Origin of the sequence: Gimesia chilikensis (assembly GCF_008329715.1) — a bacterium.
In the GTDB taxonomy this organism is placed as follows: Bacteria; Planctomycetota; Planctomycetia; order Planctomycetales; family Planctomycetaceae; genus Gimesia; species Gimesia chilikensis.
The window spans coordinates 334,994-353,554 of the sequence record NZ_VTSR01000006.1 but is presented as its reverse complement, the minus strand read 5'-3'; the positions used below and the strand labels follow the sequence as shown (position 1 = coordinate 353,554).

10 protein-coding genes are annotated in these 18,561 nt (G+C 55.1%); 4 read left to right on the top strand and 6 right to left on the bottom strand.

What is annotated here, in order from left to right:
* The first annotated feature begins 18 nt into the window (after window positions 1-18).
* Window positions 19-1,458, top strand: coding sequence for a hypothetical protein (locus FYZ48_RS08495; RefSeq protein ID WP_149339336.1), 1,440 nt, complete (start codon window positions 19-21; stop codon window positions 1,456-1,458).
* Here the strand turns inward: FYZ48_RS08495 and FYZ48_RS08490 are convergent.
* From FYZ48_RS08490 to FYZ48_RS08470, 5 genes are all read right to left on the bottom strand, one after another.
* Window positions 1,421-5,650 (bottom strand): DUF7133 domain-containing protein, encoded by a 4,230-nt coding sequence (locus tag FYZ48_RS08490; RefSeq protein ID WP_149339333.1) that lies wholly within the window; start codon window positions 5,648-5,650, stop codon window positions 1,421-1,423. The genes FYZ48_RS08495 and FYZ48_RS08490 overlap by 38 nt on opposite strands.
* An 82-nt stretch (window positions 5,651-5,732) precedes the next feature.
* A complete protein-coding gene (locus tag FYZ48_RS08485; RefSeq protein WP_145042567.1) occupies window positions 5,733-6,326 on the bottom strand; it encodes a hypothetical protein in 594 nt (197 codons plus the stop codon).
* Between the two features lie 461 nt (window positions 6,327-6,787).
* Window positions 6,788-8,275, bottom strand: coding sequence for an AAA family ATPase (locus FYZ48_RS08480; protein WP_149339331.1), 1,488 nt, complete (start codon window positions 8,273-8,275; stop codon window positions 6,788-6,790).
* Window positions 8,276-8,344: 69 nt separating this feature from the next.
* Window positions 8,345-10,066, bottom strand: a complete 1,722-nt coding sequence (gene polX, locus FYZ48_RS08475; RefSeq protein WP_149339329.1) for a DNA polymerase/3'-5' exonuclease PolX — start codon at window positions 10,064-10,066, stop codon at window positions 8,345-8,347.
* 144 nt (window positions 10,067-10,210) lie between these two features.
* The gene (locus tag FYZ48_RS08470; RefSeq protein ID WP_149339327.1) at window positions 10,211-11,440 is read right to left on the bottom strand and encodes a hypothetical protein; all 1,230 of its coding nucleotides are present in this window, start codon (window positions 11,438-11,440) and stop codon (window positions 10,211-10,213) included.
* Window positions 11,441-12,109: 669 nt separating this feature from the next.
* Between FYZ48_RS08470 and FYZ48_RS08465 the strand changes: the two genes are divergently transcribed.
* Window positions 12,110-13,129, top strand: coding sequence for a tetratricopeptide repeat protein (locus FYZ48_RS08465; protein WP_187781930.1), 1,020 nt, complete (start codon window positions 12,110-12,112; stop codon window positions 13,127-13,129).
* Between the two features lie 339 nt (window positions 13,130-13,468).
* The gene (gene folE2 / locus FYZ48_RS08460; RefSeq protein ID WP_149339322.1) at window positions 13,469-14,482 is read left to right on the top strand and encodes a GTP cyclohydrolase FolE2; all 1,014 of its coding nucleotides are present in this window, start codon (window positions 13,469-13,471) and stop codon (window positions 14,480-14,482) included.
* A gap of 31 nt (window positions 14,483-14,513) precedes the next feature.
* On the opposite strand, the gene FYZ48_RS08455 is transcribed toward folE2, so the two are convergent.
* Complete coding sequence (locus tag FYZ48_RS08455; RefSeq protein WP_149339320.1) at window positions 14,514-16,862, bottom strand: hypothetical protein; 2,349 nt, start codon at window positions 16,860-16,862, stop codon at window positions 14,514-14,516.
* A gap of 342 nt (window positions 16,863-17,204) precedes the next feature.
* Here FYZ48_RS08455 and FYZ48_RS08450 point away from each other — a divergent pair, with 342 nt between their 5' ends.
* Entirely contained in the window at window positions 17,205-18,056 is an 852-nt protein-coding gene (locus tag FYZ48_RS08450; RefSeq protein WP_149339318.1) for a 3-keto-disaccharide hydrolase, read from the top strand.
* Window positions 18,057-18,561 lie beyond the last annotated feature (505 nt).

Below are 18,561 nucleotides of genomic sequence, written 5' to 3'. Positions count from 1 at the left end.
GAGGTAGATTCAAAACATATGAACTGGCCTGAGATCAGTACAGAAGACTTTCCACCGCGACGGGACGACGAACCGTCGTCGCTGCGGCAGAATATTATCGACGAGCTCAGTGACCATTTTGCGTGTGCCCTGAATCGGGAGTTGTTGAAAAATCCGGACGAAGGACTCGCGCGGAAACGCGTGCTGGAACGATTTGGGGATCCCATCAAAGTGGCTCGCCAGCTCTGGCTGGAAGCGATGAAGGAGAAGATGATGTCTCAACGTATTCTTGTGGGTATTTCCGCTGTGATGGCGGTCTGCTGTATTGTTGTGGTGGGGATTGCCTGGTCGATGATGAAACAGAGCGAACAGGTGAATCTGAAACTGCTGGAACGGCTGGCAGCGATAGAGGAGCAGCCTCGGGACGCAGGAACTCAGCAGATACTGACGCAACTGGAACAGTTGAAAGCCGAGCAGGCAGCCCAGTCTGAATCCAGTTCCCAGGAGATGAACCCGATTACCTTTCAGCTGATTCAGAAAGAAGAAGGCGGAAAGCCGGCGGTCGGCTTTTCGGGTGATTTGGCTAAACTCGATGATAGTGGAGTCAGAGTAAGCTTCAGGGTGACGGCAAAGAGTGGTCCTGATGGGCGACTCGAATTCGGGAAGCTTCCCTGGGGAAAATACAATATGACCTTACGCGCGCCGTGGAGGGAAGAATATACAACAGGCATCCTGACGACGATTCCCGGGCGAAAGTTCGAGCAGACGATTTACTGTCCGGACGAAGTTCCCGGAAAGGTTCCCGTTCAGTTTCAGGTTAACTGGCCGGAGAAACCAACTGGTGAGGCAGAGTTTCTACTGTGTGATTTCCGTACGGTGAGAGGTTCTTTACCTGATAAGTCTTTTAGCTATTACCTGGGTTCACATCGTAGAATTCAGAACTGTCACTGGTCGTATCGGCATATTATGACGCAGGAAGCAGCAAGAGGCGTGTACCTGGTCGATGTACAGAATCAGCGTGCCACGCCCTGTCCTGTGGCAGAAGATGGCTCTTTTACAGATATTGATTTTGAAACACTGGTATGGCAGCCGACTGTCGAAACGCTGCAGGGAGAGTATTTTGCTCCTCACTGCTTTCTGCTCAGGAAGGATGAACTGACAAGACTATCAAAACTGAATTCGATCAAAGCTTTTGGAGTGATTGTCCATAATCGGAATTCGATTGACTTAAAAGCCTCTCTTTCTCCGGGCCAAGGAATGTTTATTTCCCCGTTTGAGACATTCCGTGTGGAACCCAAATTCCTGAGCTTGCTGAAAAAGATGAGTCACGATGCCTCTCAAGAGATTCACGCATTTGAGGCGCAGGAATTTCTGGTGCGATATGACGCCACGATCCAGGGGCCGAACGTCTGGGAGATTAACGTTCCTGATCTGTTCCCGATTACTCGGGAATCCGGTTCATTGAGTAGTGTCCGGTGACCGGGAAGAGTTTTTCGTTGCCGGTGCCGATCTGCTGGCAGTTGACTTCGTAGACGAATTTTTCCTTGAGTTCGTTGACCTTGAGGCGGACCGTTTTGTGGTCGTCGGAGAGGGTGACTCCTTCGACTTCCACTTTGTACCGGCCGCTGTCGGGGCTGGCGTAGCTGCCGCTCCAGACGCGGGTGTAGCCGGCGATGGTGTAGGCCTCTTTATCGGCGGCTTTTTTCGCATCAACGGGGGAGAAGAATTCGAGTTCAAAGCCGTCGGGAGTCGCACGGAGTTCTTTAATGCCGTTCGGCAGTTTCCCGTTCGGCGTCAACTTGACGATCGAACCGGTGTTGCGTCCGCCCAGCCAGCCGCTGTCGTGAATCGAACCGACGTAGATATCCCCTTGGGGACTGACGGCGACTGACATCGGTCCGGTGAAGTTGAACTCATCGGGGGGGACATCGGCGCGGGTGAAGTAGTAGGTGGCTCCCTGAACGGAGTCGCCGACTTTCTGTTGCGTGAAGCGGATCAGGAAGCGGTTGTTGTATTCGCAGCCCAGTCCCTGATCGAACAGGCTGGCGTAGGGGAACTGTTTCGGAATACAGGTCAGGCCATTCACACTGCGGGTCCAGGGGTGGGGAACCTGGATCGCGGCGCGGGTTTCTTCGAGGTTTTCCTTGTTCCGCAGGTCAGACTGACTGGGAACGCCGTACGCTTTGCCGGGGATCAGGAAGTTGATCTCGTTAAACGTATTCTGTACGCCCTGCTGGTCGGAGATGAAGATTTCATCTTTGGAGTTGATGGCGAGGCCGGTGGGGTAGCGGAAGGCGTGCCCCAGGACTTCGATGTTGCCGTTATAGGTGATCTTGAGGATCTTACCCCGCCAGTGAATCTGATCGTCGGGGCGTTTCATCTGGGCGTAATCGCTGCCCAGGCCGATGTAGAGATTGCCTTTGCTGTCGCGAATACAGCCGGAGGCCCAGTCGTGGTAGTTGTCGTTGAAGCCCCAGCCGGAGGCGACGATGGTTCGTTTGTCGGCGCGGCCGTCTCCATCGGTGTCCGAAAGACGGAGGACTTCGGGTTTGTGTGAAACGATAATGTCGCTGCCATCCGCGACGATGCCGAACGGAGCGGAGAGACCTTCTTCGAAGAGGATCATTTCATCTTCCACGCCGTCGCCATTGGTGTCTTTCGCGAGATAGACGTCCCCTTTGAGGGAGGTGAAGATCAGTGTGCCATCGTTGCGCCAGGCCATCGCAGTTGGCATGATGCCCCGATCGAGGGGGAGCCGCACGCCGTCGAAGCCGGGAGCGCTGGTGACTTTTTCCAGCGTCTGGTTCGGCTCGGGTTTGATTTTGACGTCGAGGCCATCGACTTTGAGTTCGCAGAGGTAGTTGAGTGTCAGCGCGACGCGGTCCTGTTTCCCGCCGGTCGCTTTGATATATTCGTGCGAATTATTATCGGAGATGTGCAGCCACTTCTCATCGGGGCGAGTGAGATCGCTGATGGTCGGGCTGCCGATACTTTTCGAGAAACGGGGACGACCGATGTAAAGGTCGTAACCGGAGGGCAGGTTTGCAGCTTTAATGTCCCGTTGCCAGCCGGATCCCTTGTCCTGACCGCGGAGTGGCTCGAAGGTTTCGGTGATGGCGACCGTCTGGATCTGGTCACCGATTTTGAAATTGAGTTCGTAGTTGAGCGTGATCCGGTTACCCTGCGAGTCATAGCTGCGAAGGGTGCCGGCACTGCCGTTTTCGAGATGCGGGTAGACGACCTGCAGCGGTTCCTTGCCGGCTTTGGCGAGGACGAATTCGAAGCCGCGGTTGTAGCCGGTGACAATCGGTGTGCCTGCCATGTCCCAGTACCAGCTTTTGCCTTCGGTGCGCTGGCGGGCCAGATCGCCGAGCGTCCATTGGACGAGCGAGAACTGATCGAGGTCGAAGAGCAGGTTATGGCCGTTGTCAAAGCCGACGGCAAAGGCCCGGGGCACGTATCCGCCGCCGGTCTCTTTGGGATTGGTGAAGACGTCGCGGACGATCCGCGCGGGTTCGCCGGCAGCGACGGTAAAGAACTGTTCCACGACGGAGGGGTTCGTGGGGACTTTGAATTCGGGATCATTCAGGCCGAGCCAGATGGCATCCAGCTGACGGTTGATGTCGCCTCCCAGGACTTTGGGGACGCTCTTCTTGAGGGCAGGCATTTCCATGCCGGGGACGATACGCAGCGGGTTGTGAACCCAGCGGAGGAAGTATTCTTTCCGCATGCGTTTGCCCAGCATGAGCAGGTTCGAACCTCGGGTGCCCAAGGCCACGTTGCGGGGTTTGTAGTCGCCCAGTTCGTGACAGGAGATACAGCTGAAGCCTTTGGCGCCGGTGATGGTCTGACCGGCGATCAGCAGTTGTGCACGGTCCTTGTCTAAAGATTCAACCATGAAACCGGGCTGACGGGGGCCATCATCGGGAACACGGTCGTGCGAGACCAGGTAGCCGAGCAGGGCCTGTTTGTCGGCCTCGGTATGTTCGAAACGGGGCATGCGGACGCGGAGCCAGGGCATGCGGAGTGTCTTCTGTTGACCGCTGACCGCTTCGGTCAGGGCTTCGTGTTTGAGTTTATCGCCGACTGCAGTCAGAGCGGGGGGAATCATGGCTTCGCTCTGTCCGGCCAGGGCAGGATCGAACTTGGCCATCTCACCAGCGATCTGGGTAATGCCTTCATGCCGGTCCCGTTCGTGACAGTAGATGCAGTTCCGCTGTTCGAGAACGTAGCGACCGCGATCGAATTCATTTTCCGGTGAGGGGGCGTGATAGCTGGCGGCGAGATACGCTTTGACGGCGTCACGATCGATGGTGCGGTAAGCGGGGCGTCCCTGTTTGAGATCGGGTGTTTCGGCCAGGCAGCTGTTGTCCCAGCTGGTGACCGGTTTTGTAAGATCGGAAATCTGCAGATTCGGTTTTTCGATACCGGGGATCGTGTGACAGGCGGCGCAGCGGGCCTGGGCGATCAGTTTCTGACCGGCGGTGATGGTCTGTTTATCGCTGGTCGGTTTTTTGCCCGTGGGCAGCTTGGCCTGTTTGAGGGCCGCGAGGGCATAAGCGAGCTGTCGGCGTTCGTCGGTGCTGAGTTTGACGACCGGCATGCGATGATCTTTGTTGAGTTTCGCGGGATCGGAGAGCCAGTTGAAGAGCCAGGTTTCGTTTCGTTTATCGCCGATGCTGCTCAGGTCGCCGCCACTGAAGGGCTGCTGATTGCCTTTGCCGTCGATGGTGTGGCAGGCCAGACAGCCGACCGAGTGCATGAGGATTTCGCCGGCCCGTTGTTCTTCATCGCGGGGGGGCGCTTTCTTTGTTTTTTTATCTTTCTTCGGAGCCGGAATCTTTTTCAGCGACGCGTTTTTCGCATTCGCATAAAGATAGGCGGCGATGGATTCGGCTTCCTGCTGGTTGAAGCCGAAGAAAGGCATTTTGGCATGGGCAGCGATGGCATCGTCGTTTTGAATTTTGCGGACGAGCCATTCGGGATTGAGGGCGGTGGTGACGTGCGTCAGATCGGGGGCAGCGGGGCTGGTGGCCTGACCTGAGCGCTGGTGACAGCGGTTGCAGCGATGCGCGTCGAAGTGCGTGCGCCCCCGCCAGATCTGTGCGACCTCGGGGCTGCCTGCTTCCCGGTAGAGAATGTTGGACTGAATCGGTTCGAGGCCAAACAGGTTCGAAGACCAGAACAGTTGCAGGCGGGCCTCGGGAGCCGTTTTTTTATAGGAGACCTGCAGTTCGAATTCGCCGAAGTTCTGCTCGTATTTGGGACCGACAATCCAGCCGGGTGTTTCGCGTTTGCCTTCCAGGACGGTCTTTCCATCAATTTCGACTTTGACTTCACCGACGAGGTACGCGGAGAGCTGATACTCGCCGGGCTGCTTGACCAGAATCAGACTGGTCCAGTCAGCGGTGAAGTTTCCATCTGGCAGTTGTGGCAGCGGTGCCTGTTTGCCCCAGTCGAAGGCGATATCCGCATCGATCCGTTGAATCTCTTTTCCGCCGGCTTTGTAGGTGGCCAGCAACCCGGGCGGGTAGTCGTCTTCTTCGGGATCAATTTCTTCTGCAACCAGTCGAGTCTGACTGAGCGTGCAGAAAAAGATGAGGGATAGAAATGCCAACAGGGGCAGAATGCCCCTGATCCAGAGTGAAGGGATGCGCTGGCTGAGCTTCATGTTTTCAGATAATTCAATGGGGCAGAGGGTTTGTTAAGAACCCGAATTAAGTCGCGGGTGAAATAAAAAAATCAGCCATTCGTTATTGTTCGAATGGCTTTTCATCTTTGGCGCTGGCACCGAATGAGGTACGGAGTGCGTCTGCAGCTTCCGCGACGGTTTTGTCGGGACCAGTCAGTTTGAGAAAGTAGTACGCTTTCCCTTCAACGGCCAGGATGACACCCAGCATGCGGGAATTGGGAACAGCTTCGGTTTTACGCAGAATTGGCGGACCGATGGATTTGTTGTAGGTTCCCGAGATGTCAACGAAGACATACTTGCCTTGTTCTGATTCACCCTGAGTGACTTTCGCTTTGCGACCATCGCTGTTGAACTGACCAATCCAGCGGGAGACGTTGGCTGCGATGCCACCGCCGGTTCCACCGAAGGATGAGATCACCAGCTCAGCCGGTTCTTTGTCCCCTTTGACGGCGGGGATTTCGAACTGAGCCAGACGGAGTCGGTTGGATGGTGGTGCATTTTTCCAGTCGGCGGGCACTTTGAGAGTGATGTCGTTGACTTTGACTTCGTTGGTTTTTTCGGAAGTCTCGGCTGCATCGGCTGTGCAGGCATAGATCGCCAGACAAATTCCCAGGACGGAATATAACACTCTGCGGTAGGTGGTGGGTGAAATCATAAAATTCCTCAGATTGAATTAAGGAGCTTGAGCTTACGACGTTGTTAATTGTCCCGCATTTCCCGCTGATTTTCAACTCGGCATCGCAAGAAATGGCGGCCGAGACTGTTTTTTTGAAATCTGCAGCGATGTTGTGACACGATGTTGCTAAAAATCAACATGGTTGAGTGGTTGTGACAACTTTGTGGAGGGGAATGCTTGAGGGAGGATTGAACCGAAGGCTGGTGCCTTACTGTTTTGTTTTATAGTGCCGGATCTATATTCGACTTATTTTATGTGTTGTACGCGTGAGCTGGGACCTCTTGTTCGCTGCGCTCACCCCGGATTACATCCGGGGCTACCCTTTTTGATCTGGGTCCGTCGGAAATATGATCAATATTCGTCTATCGCCAGGCGGGCGGCCACATGGGGCCGCACCCTACGGATCTGGTGAGGGATGATCTGTTCTGCTTCGAGCGGGCTCAGTCTGCGGGGACGCAGCGGTTGTTGGCCCAGTGGCGGAGTTCGGCGATGCGTTCGCGCATGACGACGGCCAGGGGGCGGGTTTTCTGGATTTCAGAGGCGATGTGGCGGTCTTCCAGTTCCGCGTTTTCGGAGAACGCGGCGAAGAGTCCTGACATCACTGCCTGTTCCAGTTCCGAGCCGGTGAAGTCGTCGGCCATCGCGGCCAGGGAGCGGAGGTCGTACTGGTCCGAGTCGCGCTTGCGGCGTTGAATGTGGATCTTGAGGATCTGCTCCCGGGAGGCCGCGTTGGGGAGATCGACGAAGAAGACTTCATCGAAGCGTCCCTTCCGCATCAGTTCGGGGGGCAGCGCCGAGATGTCATTTGCAGTGGCGATGATGAAAATCGGATGGCGATGGTCCTGCATCCAGGCGAGCAGGGTGCCGAACATGCGTTTAGACAGGCCGCCGTCGGATGAGGATGCAGATGCGGAAGCGAATGCTTTTTCAATTTCATCGATCCAGAGAATCACGGGGGCCATGGATTCGGCCTGCGAGAGTGCCTGCCGGAGCTGGCTTTCACTTTCGCCGATGAATTTCTGATAGAGCATGCCCGGATCGAGTCGGAGCAGGGGCATGTTCCAGTCGGAGGCGACCATTTTGGCACAGAGGCTCTTGCCGGAACCGGGGACGCCGAGCATGAGCACGCCGCGGGGAGGTTCGATGCCGAACTCCTGTGCCTGGCGGGTGAAGCCGCCGCGACGCAGTTTAAGCCAGTCCTTGAGTTTACTGAGACCGCCGACTTCTTCCGGTTTGACATCGACGGCGATTGCTTCCAGGCAGCCTGTGGAGCCGAGGAGCGTGCGTTTGGCTTCGATGATATGCGGCAGGTCGTTGGCGTTGAGGTCGTTGTCCTGCAGGATGGCGGAACTGATGACTCGTTCGACTTCACTGCAACTGAGACCGCGGAGCGTGAGCACCAGCTGTTCCATTTCGTGGCGGGTCAGGCGGGCCGTGATTTCGGAATCGCTCTCCCGCTTGATGCGGTTATAGGTCTGCTTGATGACTGCGGAGAGTTCGTTGGCGTCAGGCCAGCCGATTTCGTAGCGGACTGTGAAGCGTTTGATTTCATCGGGGAGCGGGAAGGCATCGACGAGGATGAATGTCGATTTTTTGTCGTGGCAGGTTTGCATCAGGTCGCGGAGCATGCGATTGACGACACTGTCGCGACAGTAGGCACCGAGGTCTTTGAAGAGGATGATGTCGGCATCGGTGTTCTGGTGGATGAAGCTCAGTGCCTGATCCGGTTTGCCGCCGGGGACGAGCGCCGGCTTCAGTTTGCCATGATCCGATTTACAGAGACCACTGGTGGCGGACCATTCGTAGAGCGTCATCTTCAGACCGCGGGCGACTTTCTGGACGACTTCCTGGGCCCGTTGTTCATCCAGCGTTTCGATCGAGATGAAAGGATTTCCCGAACGGATTAACAGTTCCAGCGTGTTCGACATGTGATTGCTTCCTCTGCAGACTGATGACCTGGGCGTGGTAACGGTATCCCGGCAGCTTTGGATCAATGTTTAACGCGACTTTTTGAGGAGTTTCTCAAACTGTTTCCAGGTTTTCGTGTTGGCGACATCTTTTTTCGTCAGTCCGGCACGGCGGGCCTGGTAGACGCCGTACTGCATCACGTCCAGTCCGCCGACGCTGTGGGCATCGGTGTTGATGACAATCGGAATTCCGAGTTCTTTGGCGCGGGCGGCATGAATGTCGTCGATATCGAGTCGCATGGGATGGGCATTGATTTCCAGCATGACGCCGTGGTCAGCGGCGGCTTTGAGGATCTCGCCGTAATTGAGGTCGGCTCCCGGTCGTTTGCCGATCAGGCGACCGGAGAGATGCCCCAGAATGGAGACATGCGGATTTTGAATCGCGTTGAGCAGGCGTTTGTTGATCTGGTCCTGCGGTTGTTTGAGTCCGTAGTGCAACACGGCGATGACCCAGTCGGCTTCGCTGAGCACGTCGTCGGGGAGGTCCATGGTGCCGTCTTCGAGGATGTCGCATTCGATGCCTTTGAGGATCTGAATGTCGGGGACCTTCTGCTGAACCTTTTCGATTTCTTTCCAGTGGGCCCGCAGCCGCTTCGCATCAAGGCCGTTGGCCATCGTGACCCGCTTGGAGTGATCGGTGATGGCGATGTACTGATAACCTTTGGCGAGCGCTCCTTCGGCCATTTCCTGGATCGAGGCTTTGCCGTCAGTGGCGGTGGTGTGCATGTGCAGGTCGCCGCGGATCTGTTTGAGTTCGATCAACTCGGGCAGTTCGTTGTTTTCGGCTGCGGTGAACTCCATGCGATTCTCGCGGATTTCGGGCGGAATCCAGGGGAGGTCGAGCGATTTATAAACCTCTTCCTCGGTTTTGCCCGAGACGAGTTTGTCTTTTTTGAAGAGCCCGTATTCGTTGAGTTTGAGCCCGCGATCCTGGGAGCGGCGGCGGAGGACGATGTTGTGTTCTTTGGAACCGGTGAAATAGAGCAGGGCGGCGCCGTAGGATTCCTCGGGGACCACACGCAGGTCGAGCTCCAGTCCGGAATTGAGCCGCACGCGCTGCTTGGTATCGCCGCGGGCGAGGACCTTACTGACCAGTTCATGATCGGCGAGGGCATCCATGACTTCGTCGGGTTCGCTGGACGTGACGAGAATATCTAGATCGCCGACGGTCTCTTTGCGACGACGACAGCTGCCTGCTTCAGAGATGTGCTGTACGGAGTCGAGCTGGCCGAGATCGGCGATGATGGCATCGGACTGGGCTTTGGCTTCCGCGAGCCGGACGCGGTCGCCGATCTGGTTCAGCTGTTCGAGACCTTCGAGGATGATCTGTTCCGTTTTCTTGCCGAAGCCTTTCTGTTCGGCGATGACGCCGTTCTCGGCAGCCGCCTTGAGATCGTCGAGCGAATGGATGTTGAGTTCGGAGAAGAGGAAGGCGACTTTCTTGGGACCGATGCCGGGGATATCCAGCATGCGGACGACGTCCGGGGGGATCTGTTCTTTGAGCTCTTCGAGTTGCGGCAGTGTGGATGATTCCACGATGGTCTGAATTTTTTCGGCGAGGTCTTTGCCGATGCCCGGGAGTTCCTGCAGTTCTTTGGGATCGTTGTGGACGATCTCCTGGATCGAGTCGGGCAGGCCGGAGATGGTGCGGGCTGCGTTGCGATAGGCCCGGAGGCGAAAGGGGTTGGCTCCCTGAATTTCCAGGAGGTCGGCGAGTTCCTCAAACTGACGGGCGATTTCAGCGTTTTGCATGTTCCGAATCCGGATGAAGGTCGTAAATGATGTGCGGGTTTCTCTCCTGTTACAATAACGTGACCGGCGCATAAAAAAAGTGCAAGGCGGTGAAGCACTTGCACTTTGTAAAAGTCGGTTGATGTCAGCCGTTAATTGCCGGTGTTAGTTGCTGGCAACTTTGGCGGTGTCATCGATGGCATACCAGCCTGAGTTCGAAGGAACATCCTGCTTGGCGATCTTTGGTGCAGAGAAGTGAGCACGGATTGTCAGGCGATCAGCCCGTGGTGCTGACTTCCAGGTGATCTTCTGATCGAGATTCAGAGGACGCACACGCAGAGGAGGCAGGTGGTTGGTTTCCTGTTCCGCTTTGGGAGCTTTCTTCTCCGGCTGAGTGGTCGGAGCGGCCTTTTTCTGCTGGATGGTTGATTCAGGCATCTTGCCATCCGGAGTTGGCTTGAAGGCCTTGTTGTCCGGAGAACCAAACAGATCGTCATCCGATTTCTTCTCAGGGCCGAAGCCGGGCTGAGAGGGCTCGGGACCGAAGCCGGGCTGCGAAGGTTCTGTGCCGAAGTTTGGCTGTGCGGGAGGATTGCTGCTGCCCGGCATGGGAGACTCGGTTGCGTCCCGTTTCAGCGGTTCTTTGAAGAGGTCTTCTGCTTCATTGCCCGGCATGGGAGTATCCATGGGGGTTTTGCGATCGTAACGACGTTCACCGAAGCCGGAATCTTCCACGTTGCCGCCGGGGTTACCGGGATTCATGGGCTCTTCGGCATAAGTTTTGGGAGGAGTGCTCTCAATTTCGCGGGGTTCCGGAACCTTGGCACCGTTGGTGGTGTTGTTGGGCTCGGGAGTCGGTGTGCTGGCACTGGCCGGAGGATAGGAGACGCCACAGTTGCCTGTGCTGCATCCGCCCATGCCGCAGGCACCGGTTGAGCAGCCACCCATTCCACAAGGGGAACAGCAGCCTGCAGCAGGACCGTAGCCGACCGTGGAAGCATACATGTTGCCGCCACCATTAAAGTTGCGGTAGCTGACGCCGACAGCCTGCGGGTTGTTGATCAGGTACCAGCGATAAGCGGCGCGGGAGCTGCGACGTGAGGCAGCACGGCTGGTGCCGCCGTAGTAGCTGGTGTAGCCGTAGCCGGTGTTGGGGCCACAGCTGTTGCAGGAACCCGTCATGCCGTAACCACCGTAATTGGTCGTGTAAGGAGCGGGTGCATATCCGGCTCCGTAGTACATCGGACCATTGCGGCTGGGACCAAAAATGGCGTTGTAGGTCCAGGGAATGATCCCGGCAGAAGATTCAGGAACGGAAACCAGACTGACCGCCAGCAGACAGCCGACTGTCAGACACACTTTTTTCAGATTCACGTTTTTGGAAAGACTCATCATCCATTCGACCTTTTTAAAATCGAGCCACACTGTTGCACGACCAGGGGCAGAAAGCCATGCCGAAAGAAGACGTAGTCCATCACGCCAGTTTCTCTAAAGTTCCAATTGTATCGAAAGTTTCGACTAGCTAATCCTTTAGTTACCCTGTTGTACCCTGCCAATCGTGCCGATGTCAATGATTGTGATCGCTACGCGGGTCGGATCAACTAAGTTTTTGCGCGATGATTTATAATGATTCGCGAATATCACTATTTTATCTAAACTGCAAGGTTGCGTGATCAAACACGTTTCGTAGGAGATAACGCTCTCAGAGGACTTCTGAAGCGTGTCTGGCATTAACGGATTTGGATAAGTTGATGTGAGAAAAAAACTTATCGAAATTTCTGTTCCCTCCGTCCAGGAGCGGTGAGCGAGGGGGAACCTTTCCGGCGCGCCGGTGCTGTTTCGAGGTGAGTTCCTCTACCCGTAATTGGCGGAAAATGGTAACTTGCGCAGTCGGCGACCGGTCGAGGCAGGGGTTATGGGCTGATTCCTGTTTGCGAAACTGGATGTGATGTACTGGTCTGTCGGTCAACGAGTGAAATGGATTTCATGCGTGGCTTTCCTGAAAACCTGTTCTCCCTGGTCAGAGCGTTGTCGTCTCTAAGTCAGAGAGGGTGCGTCCCGGGAATGTGCTGCTGGTTGTGTCTGCTCATGCTGACCGGCCCGGGTTGCTCTTCCTGGAAACAGAAGATGGCGATGCGGGATTCGGAATCGCAGGAGCTGGTAGAACAGGTTCGCGTGGCGACCGAGAGTGGTCGACAGGAACAGGCGGCAGAACTGTTGAAGCGGGCGGTGGCCAACAACCCGAACAATGCGGCAGTGCGACAGCAGCTCTCCGAGTTTCTGATTGCCAACGGTTATTCGGAAGAAGCCATCCAGCAGTTGCAGCGGACGACTGTGCTGGACCCCGACGATCCCCGGCCTTACATCGATCTGTCTTATCTGCTGTATGAGAAGAAGCAGTATACCGACGCGCTCAAGAACCTGGAGCTGGGGCTGAACCTCGATCCGACCAACATCCGGGCCCTGATTTTAAAGGGGGAACTGGAAGAGCTGGCCGGTCTGAACGGGACGGCGATCGAGACTTATCACCGTGTATTACAGGTCGATCCTTACAACATCGTTTCCCGTTTGAAGCTGGCGTCGCTGGAAATCAAGATGGGCGAGCATAACCGGGCAACACCAATCCTGCGGCCGATCTGTCATAACAACAGTGCGACCATCGATCAACGGGCCGAGGCGCAATGGCTGCTGGGGATTGCTTATGGAGCCGACCGTCGGTGGAGTGATTCGGTCGCTTCGCTGGAGGAGTCACTAAAGAATCGTAAGGATGTGACTGCCGATGACTGGTATCGCGTGGCTTATGCCTGTCTGCAGGACGGCCAGATGGAGAAGGTGTATCCGGCCGTGACGCAGGCGTTGACCCTGAATCCGATGCATACCGAGACCAATCGCCTGTCACATTTTCTAACCCAGCAGAATCAGCCTACGCAGATCCAGCAGGCCTCGATGTATACACCTCTGCAACAGCCGGGTTTCATTCGCCAGGCACCACAGCCGATTCCCATTCAAACCCTGACGCCTCCTCAAGGCTGGGAGTGGGCTGCGCGCGGACCTGAAGCGTCGGATCTGCTGCCACTGCAATAGACGGGTGGCGTATGGGTGGTGCTGTGAATGCAGGGCAGAGGGCACCCTGTTCAGTGTGATCCGTCAACTGTCGGCCTGATCCACGTTGCTGGGGGTGAGAAATGGCCCGGAGTGTCTGGAAATGGTTTTCGCCGTAAAATCAGTAGAAATCAGCATCTAAAGCGATAAAACAGGTCCGTTTATCGAATTTTGATACTTGAAAAAAGAATCAGGCGGACTAAATGATATAATGGCAAGGTTTTGCTATAGTAACCGGCAGCACCTGAATACCATTAAGAATAGAACAATCTTTAGTGAACTCGACGTTTCACCTGAGACTGGATGATGAAAGACGTTTGCATGTTTGAATTTGTATCCGATGTACTGAACCTCAAGCAGATGGATTCTGCAGAGCAAGGCAGACAACCGCTTTCTTCCGCTGGTGCCGGTGTGACTCCGATTTCTCGAGTTTTACCCGATGTTGCCAATGAATCAGAGCCGCATATCGGGGGGACCCTGGATCGGGTAGGGATGTCGGGCGTGGAGCTGGTGCTGCGTCTGCGGGATGCCGCCGGTGAAGTCTTCCGGACCCCGGCACGGGCCGATGCCGCCGTCAGTCTGGACAACGAACGTGTGAAAGGCATTCACATGTCGCGTCTGTTCCTGAGCCTGAACAATCGGCTGGCAGATGCGGAACTGTCGATGCCTGTGGTCAACGAGATCCTGCAGGACTTCGTCAAGACGCACGCCGACATGAGTTCGAACAGTTACCTGACCCTCAAGTACGAGCATTCGATGAAGCGGCCCGCGCTGCTTTCTGATCATGCCGGCTGGCGGGCCTACCCGGTGACGATTCAGAGTGCCTATCAGCAGGGCAAATTCCGCCATCAACTCACGGTGCAGCTGACTTACTCCAGTGCCTGCCCCTGTTCGGCTGCGCTGTCGCGTCAGCTGATCCAGCAGGCGTTCGAACGATCTTTCGGCGACCGGAGCGAGCTCTCACATGATGAGATCTTCGAATGGCTGGGCACGCCGGACGCGATTCTGGCAGTTCCTCACAGCCAGCGCAGTCACGCGGACGTGACCGTAGAACTGGAAGAGGGTGTGGACGAGTTCCCGATCGAGACACTGATCGATTACCTGGAACGGGTGATTGCGACTCCGGTGCAGACCGCGGTGAAACGCGAAGACGAGCAGGAGTTCGCGCGACTGAATGGTGCCAACCTGATGTTCTGCGAAGATGCGGCCCGCAAACTGAAAGCGGCCCTGGACAGCTACGAGGGTGTGAAAGACTTCCGCGTGGAGATCAATCACCTCGAGAGCCTGCATCCGCACGATGCGTCGGCTGTTGCGAGTGGCTCGCGGTCAGTTTAGGAGTCTACTGCCGGTTTCAGGGGGGGCGTTATTACTTGAACAAGCTTTCGGTGCGCTCCTCATCAGCGCGTATCTGGTCCATGTAAGTCTTGTCAGCTTCGATCTCAGTCTGGATAACCCTGATTTTTTTACGGGTGCCCGCGTAATCATTCAGACGTTGATAGTAATTCAGGATCTCCGTCTGGCTGGCCTGGAGAAAGTTCGGGGCGACCGCCAGGTAGACCAGTGAAAAAAGCAACGCGGTAATCGCACAGGAATGTGCGAGCATGCGACCGGCGTAGTAGAGTGTAAAGCGTTTGCGGACCTGCATCAGCGCGGGGAAGCCCCCTGCGACAGTCCGGGAGAGTCGTTTCAGATACCAGATCAGCAGTATTAAGATGGCAAAGAATGCTGTGAAGAGTTCTGCAGCGAGCCAGTACCAGCCCAGTCCGAAGACTGTAATCCACGAGTGAAACAGTCCCCAGAGATTCCTCAATTCACCGTCGATCTCTCGGATGTTGATGAAGCTTCTCCAGTAAAGCGGGTAAACGATACCGCCGATAGAGCGATAGGTCGTGTGATCCATCAAGGCGAGTTTGAGCCCCCAGCTCATGAGAATTACAGCGAATCCCAGGGTCAGGCCAGCGAGAAATGAGAACCCCTGTTGAGATTGTAAATCATCTCCGGGTGTCGGATGCCTGTTGTGTAGAGTGTGGAATACCAGGGGAAGAGTGACCGTTGCGAAGGCAAACAGGGAGAGCAATACCACTTTTAACCAGAGCTGACTGAGGGTTGTATCCAGGAAGAGGATCAGCAGGAGTAGTGCAGTCAGAAAAACGATTACCGGCATTTTGGGATAAGTACCCGCAAGCACGGTGAAAGCCGGACCGAGGAGCCCTATGGCCAGCAGGGGAAATACAAGCCAACGAAAGGACAGCAATGTCTGCAGACCGACCAGGTGAAATAAAGAGAATAAATTGAGAGCAAAGAGCAGGACGAAGCTGAAGAGAATTCCCAATAGCCAGCAGACAAGCGGACGCCAGATGCCCATGCTAATGATTTCAAAGTCTGGATCTGGCTTGCCAAAACAGCTGATGACGCCCGCCACGATCGAGCAGGAGAGCGTGACGATGATGAGATTCAGCGAGATCGCCGAAAGCAGAGCGAACTGAAAGAACCAGGGACCGTCAGTATAACTGATTTGAATTTCCTGTCTGAATTGTTTTCTGGCTTTGAGAAACGTCTGCTGGTCCTGGATGATCTGTCTGAAATCACTCAGGAGTGCTTCATATTCTGTCGGGTCAAACAGGCTGGGATCTTTTTTATTGAGTGTGATCAGTTTTATCTTTTGTCCACTGAAAAGGTGGTCGCCCAGCATGGCAAAATTGTCATAAACATTTCCAGCGGATATCTGTTGCGCCAGTTTCTGGTAGTCATACATCCGCACAGCCCTGTCTTTGAAATCTTCCAGGGCGGAAATTTCATTATCCTGGAAGTCGAACAGGCAGTAGAGAAAATACTTCTCTCTGAAATCTCTTTGCCTGTCCTCTGCCATTCGAGCCTGCTGGTTCCAGCTGAATGTCGTGTGAGACAGGAAACTGAGCGTGGCTGACTCTGCGTTGGATCCGGTTTTCAGATATGGTTTTTTGAGTCCGGCCTGGAGTCTTTGTTGTGCCTGTTTGTATTGGGATGGATTCAGAATCTTTCTAAGCATCCACGTGTTATTTTTTGTTGAAATGGACCAGAGGTAGCAGGCTGCCAGATAGTCGTAGAGGGCATTATCAGGATCGTGCCGGGCACATTCATCGAGGATTTCCTGCCAGCGCTCCGTGCGGGGAACCAGGCTGTAAATTTCCTCCCAATTTTCCACAGTCTGGCGCGGAATGAACACATGAGGAAGCGATGAATTATTCTGGAACTGAAAGAGGAGCAGTGCGCGATTACGCCAGAGTTGTTTGTCTTGAGGATCCAGGCGTGTGGCCAGCTCGCTGTATTTCAGGCAGGCCTCACGGGTGAGGGATTCAAATTCGGAATTCAACTCTGCCGTGGTTGGGGAGCCTTCACCGGTGGTGGGAGGTGAGCTGAAGTCTCTATCAATTTTAACTTCAAAGAAAGAGCAGGGCGAATCGAGCATCCAGGCCGCACCCATGGCAGCCTGGGCTTCCTGCTCTGCTGCTTTGATGCTCTGTGTCTGCGAAAGCCAGTACTCGGCCTGTTCCGGGGGAGTCCGGTAGGGAACCGGGGGCTTCCATTGGAAAACAAGAGAGGCTTGCTCGTGCCATTCGTCAGCGAGAAGTCTCCAGCTGTCGGTGGAAGCGCCGAGTGTCCAGATCAGACGGATTACGAGTACCAGAAATACCAGGAGCACGCAGGTCAGGGGCCAGCGGGGACGGGATATCATCTATGTCTCCAAATCAAAGGGGGATACAGACTGTTCAATCCCGCATTTGGACCAAAGGATTAAAAGGAGCCATAAAACAAATCGCTCGCTGTCATTTAGAATCATCAGACTACAGTAGATTGATGGTCTGGTCAAATATCTCCTGTGATAGTTTGGTCAGATGATTCTGTTTTGATTCAGTTGGCCAGTTTTTTGATGTTCCTTCTTGCGTCTGGTCACGGCATTCAATAACTTAATTTTATTAAAGAAAATACTTTTGTCAGGCCCGTACGCGGGCTGTGAGCAGCACATGGCCGGGGCTCGGGGCTTTGGAAATGTGCTCCAGTTCAGGAAAGCGCAAACATGGTTTTGAAACGACTCCTCTCGATCACCTGTGTCTGTCTGGCTGCTGTCTGTACCGTGGGAGCAGAGGCAGGGGACAAAGTGGTCACGCCGAAAGATGGTGTGATTCATCTGTTTAACGGCAAAAACCTGGACGGACTGTATGTCTGGAACCGGGGAACCGAATATGAAGATCCCAAGCACATCTTCACCGTCAAAGACGGCATGCTGCACATTCTGGGTGACGGCTATGGCGGCCTGATCACCAAGAAAGATTACCGCGATTACCATATGGTTATCGAATTCAAATGGGGTGGTAAGACCTGGGGCAAACGGGAAGACCGTGCCCGCGATTCCGGCGTGCTGATTCACTGTCACGGTCCGGACGGGGGTTATGGCAACACCTGGATGGCATCCATCGAAGCCCAGATCATCGAAGGGGGCGTGGGCGATATCCTGGTGCTGACCGGTAAAGACCCCAAGACTGGCGAAACACTGCCGACTTCGCTGACAACCAGGATCAAAAAAGACCGCGACGGCGAAAAGGTCTGGGACAAAGATGGCGAAGAGATCACTCTGAGCTCCGGCCGGATCAACTGGTGGGGCCGTGACCCTGACTGGGCTGACAAAGTCGGTTTCCGTGGTAAAGACGACGTCGAAAGCGAATTCGGCGAGTGGACCCGGATGGACGTCATCTGCGACGGCGGCAAGATCAAGTACCTGGTTAATGGTGTGGTCGTGAATGCCGGCTACAACGCCAAGCCCGATCATGGCAAGCTGCTGGTGCAGACCGAAATGGCGGAAATGTGGGTTCGTAAATGGGACCTGTATCCGCTGGGTAAAGCACCCGCGTATAAGAAAGACAAGAAATAAGTTCACCCGATTGTGAACTGAGCCCTGCTCTGGTGATGACCGGAGCAGGGCTTTTTTTGTGCGCTGGAGGGAAGTGAGGGGTTCCGGATTTTCATCTGCGGGTGGTGGGTGAGAACGCGTATGATCTGCTGGTGATCGTGGCTGGTTTGCTGGTAGTCAGGTCAGGCGTGGTCCCTGCATGTTTTCTTTATTCTCGTATAGTGTGGATTTGCTGTCGAACCGGATTTTATTTAATGAACCCAACACTGTCAGTTTCCTGCTCGCTGCGCTCGGCCCGAATTAAATTCGGGCTCACCCGGCATTTTGAGGGGAAGGGTAATCGTTGCTGGAATTGGGATCGGAGTCGACCTTTATTACCGGCGGATAGCGCCTTGCCGCTCACAGGGAGGATCTATATGCGAACCCATTGGAGTCTGGACCGGGTGGATCGTCGCCAGGCGGTCGGACACATGGGTCCGACCCTACATCTATTTTTATATCTCAGCCTGGTACATCTTCGTGATTG

What these genes read in the sequence shown, in the direction of transcription:
- FYZ48_RS08495 (WP_149339336.1), top strand. Translation starts at nt 19, where the DNA reads ATGAACTGGCCTGAGATCAGTACAGAAGACTTTCCACCGCGACGGGAC.
- FYZ48_RS08490 (WP_149339333.1), bottom strand. Translation starts at nt 5,650, where the DNA reads ATGAAGCTCAGCCAGCGCATCCCTTCACTCTGGATCAGGGGCATTCTG.
- FYZ48_RS08485 (WP_145042567.1), bottom strand. Translation starts at nt 6,326, where the DNA reads ATGATTTCACCCACCACCTACCGCAGAGTGTTATATTCCGTCCTGGGA.
- FYZ48_RS08480 (WP_149339331.1), bottom strand. Translation starts at nt 8,275, where the DNA reads ATGTCGAACACGCTGGAACTGTTAATCCGTTCGGGAAATCCTTTCATC.
- polX (WP_149339329.1), bottom strand. Translation starts at nt 10,066, where the DNA reads ATGCAAAACGCTGAAATCGCCCGTCAGTTTGAGGAACTCGCCGACCTC.
- FYZ48_RS08470 (WP_149339327.1), bottom strand. Translation starts at nt 11,440, where the DNA reads ATGATGAGTCTTTCCAAAAACGTGAATCTGAAAAAAGTGTGTCTGACA.
- FYZ48_RS08465 (WP_187781930.1), top strand. Translation starts at nt 12,110, where the DNA reads ATGTGCTGCTGGTTGTGTCTGCTCATGCTGACCGGCCCGGGTTGCTCT.
- folE2 (WP_149339322.1), top strand. Translation starts at nt 13,469, where the DNA reads ATGTTTGAATTTGTATCCGATGTACTGAACCTCAAGCAGATGGATTCT.
- FYZ48_RS08455 (WP_149339320.1), bottom strand. Translation starts at nt 16,862, where the DNA reads ATGATATCCCGTCCCCGCTGGCCCCTGACCTGCGTGCTCCTGGTATTT.
- FYZ48_RS08450 (WP_149339318.1), top strand. Translation starts at nt 17,205, where the DNA reads ATGGTTTTGAAACGACTCCTCTCGATCACCTGTGTCTGTCTGGCTGCT.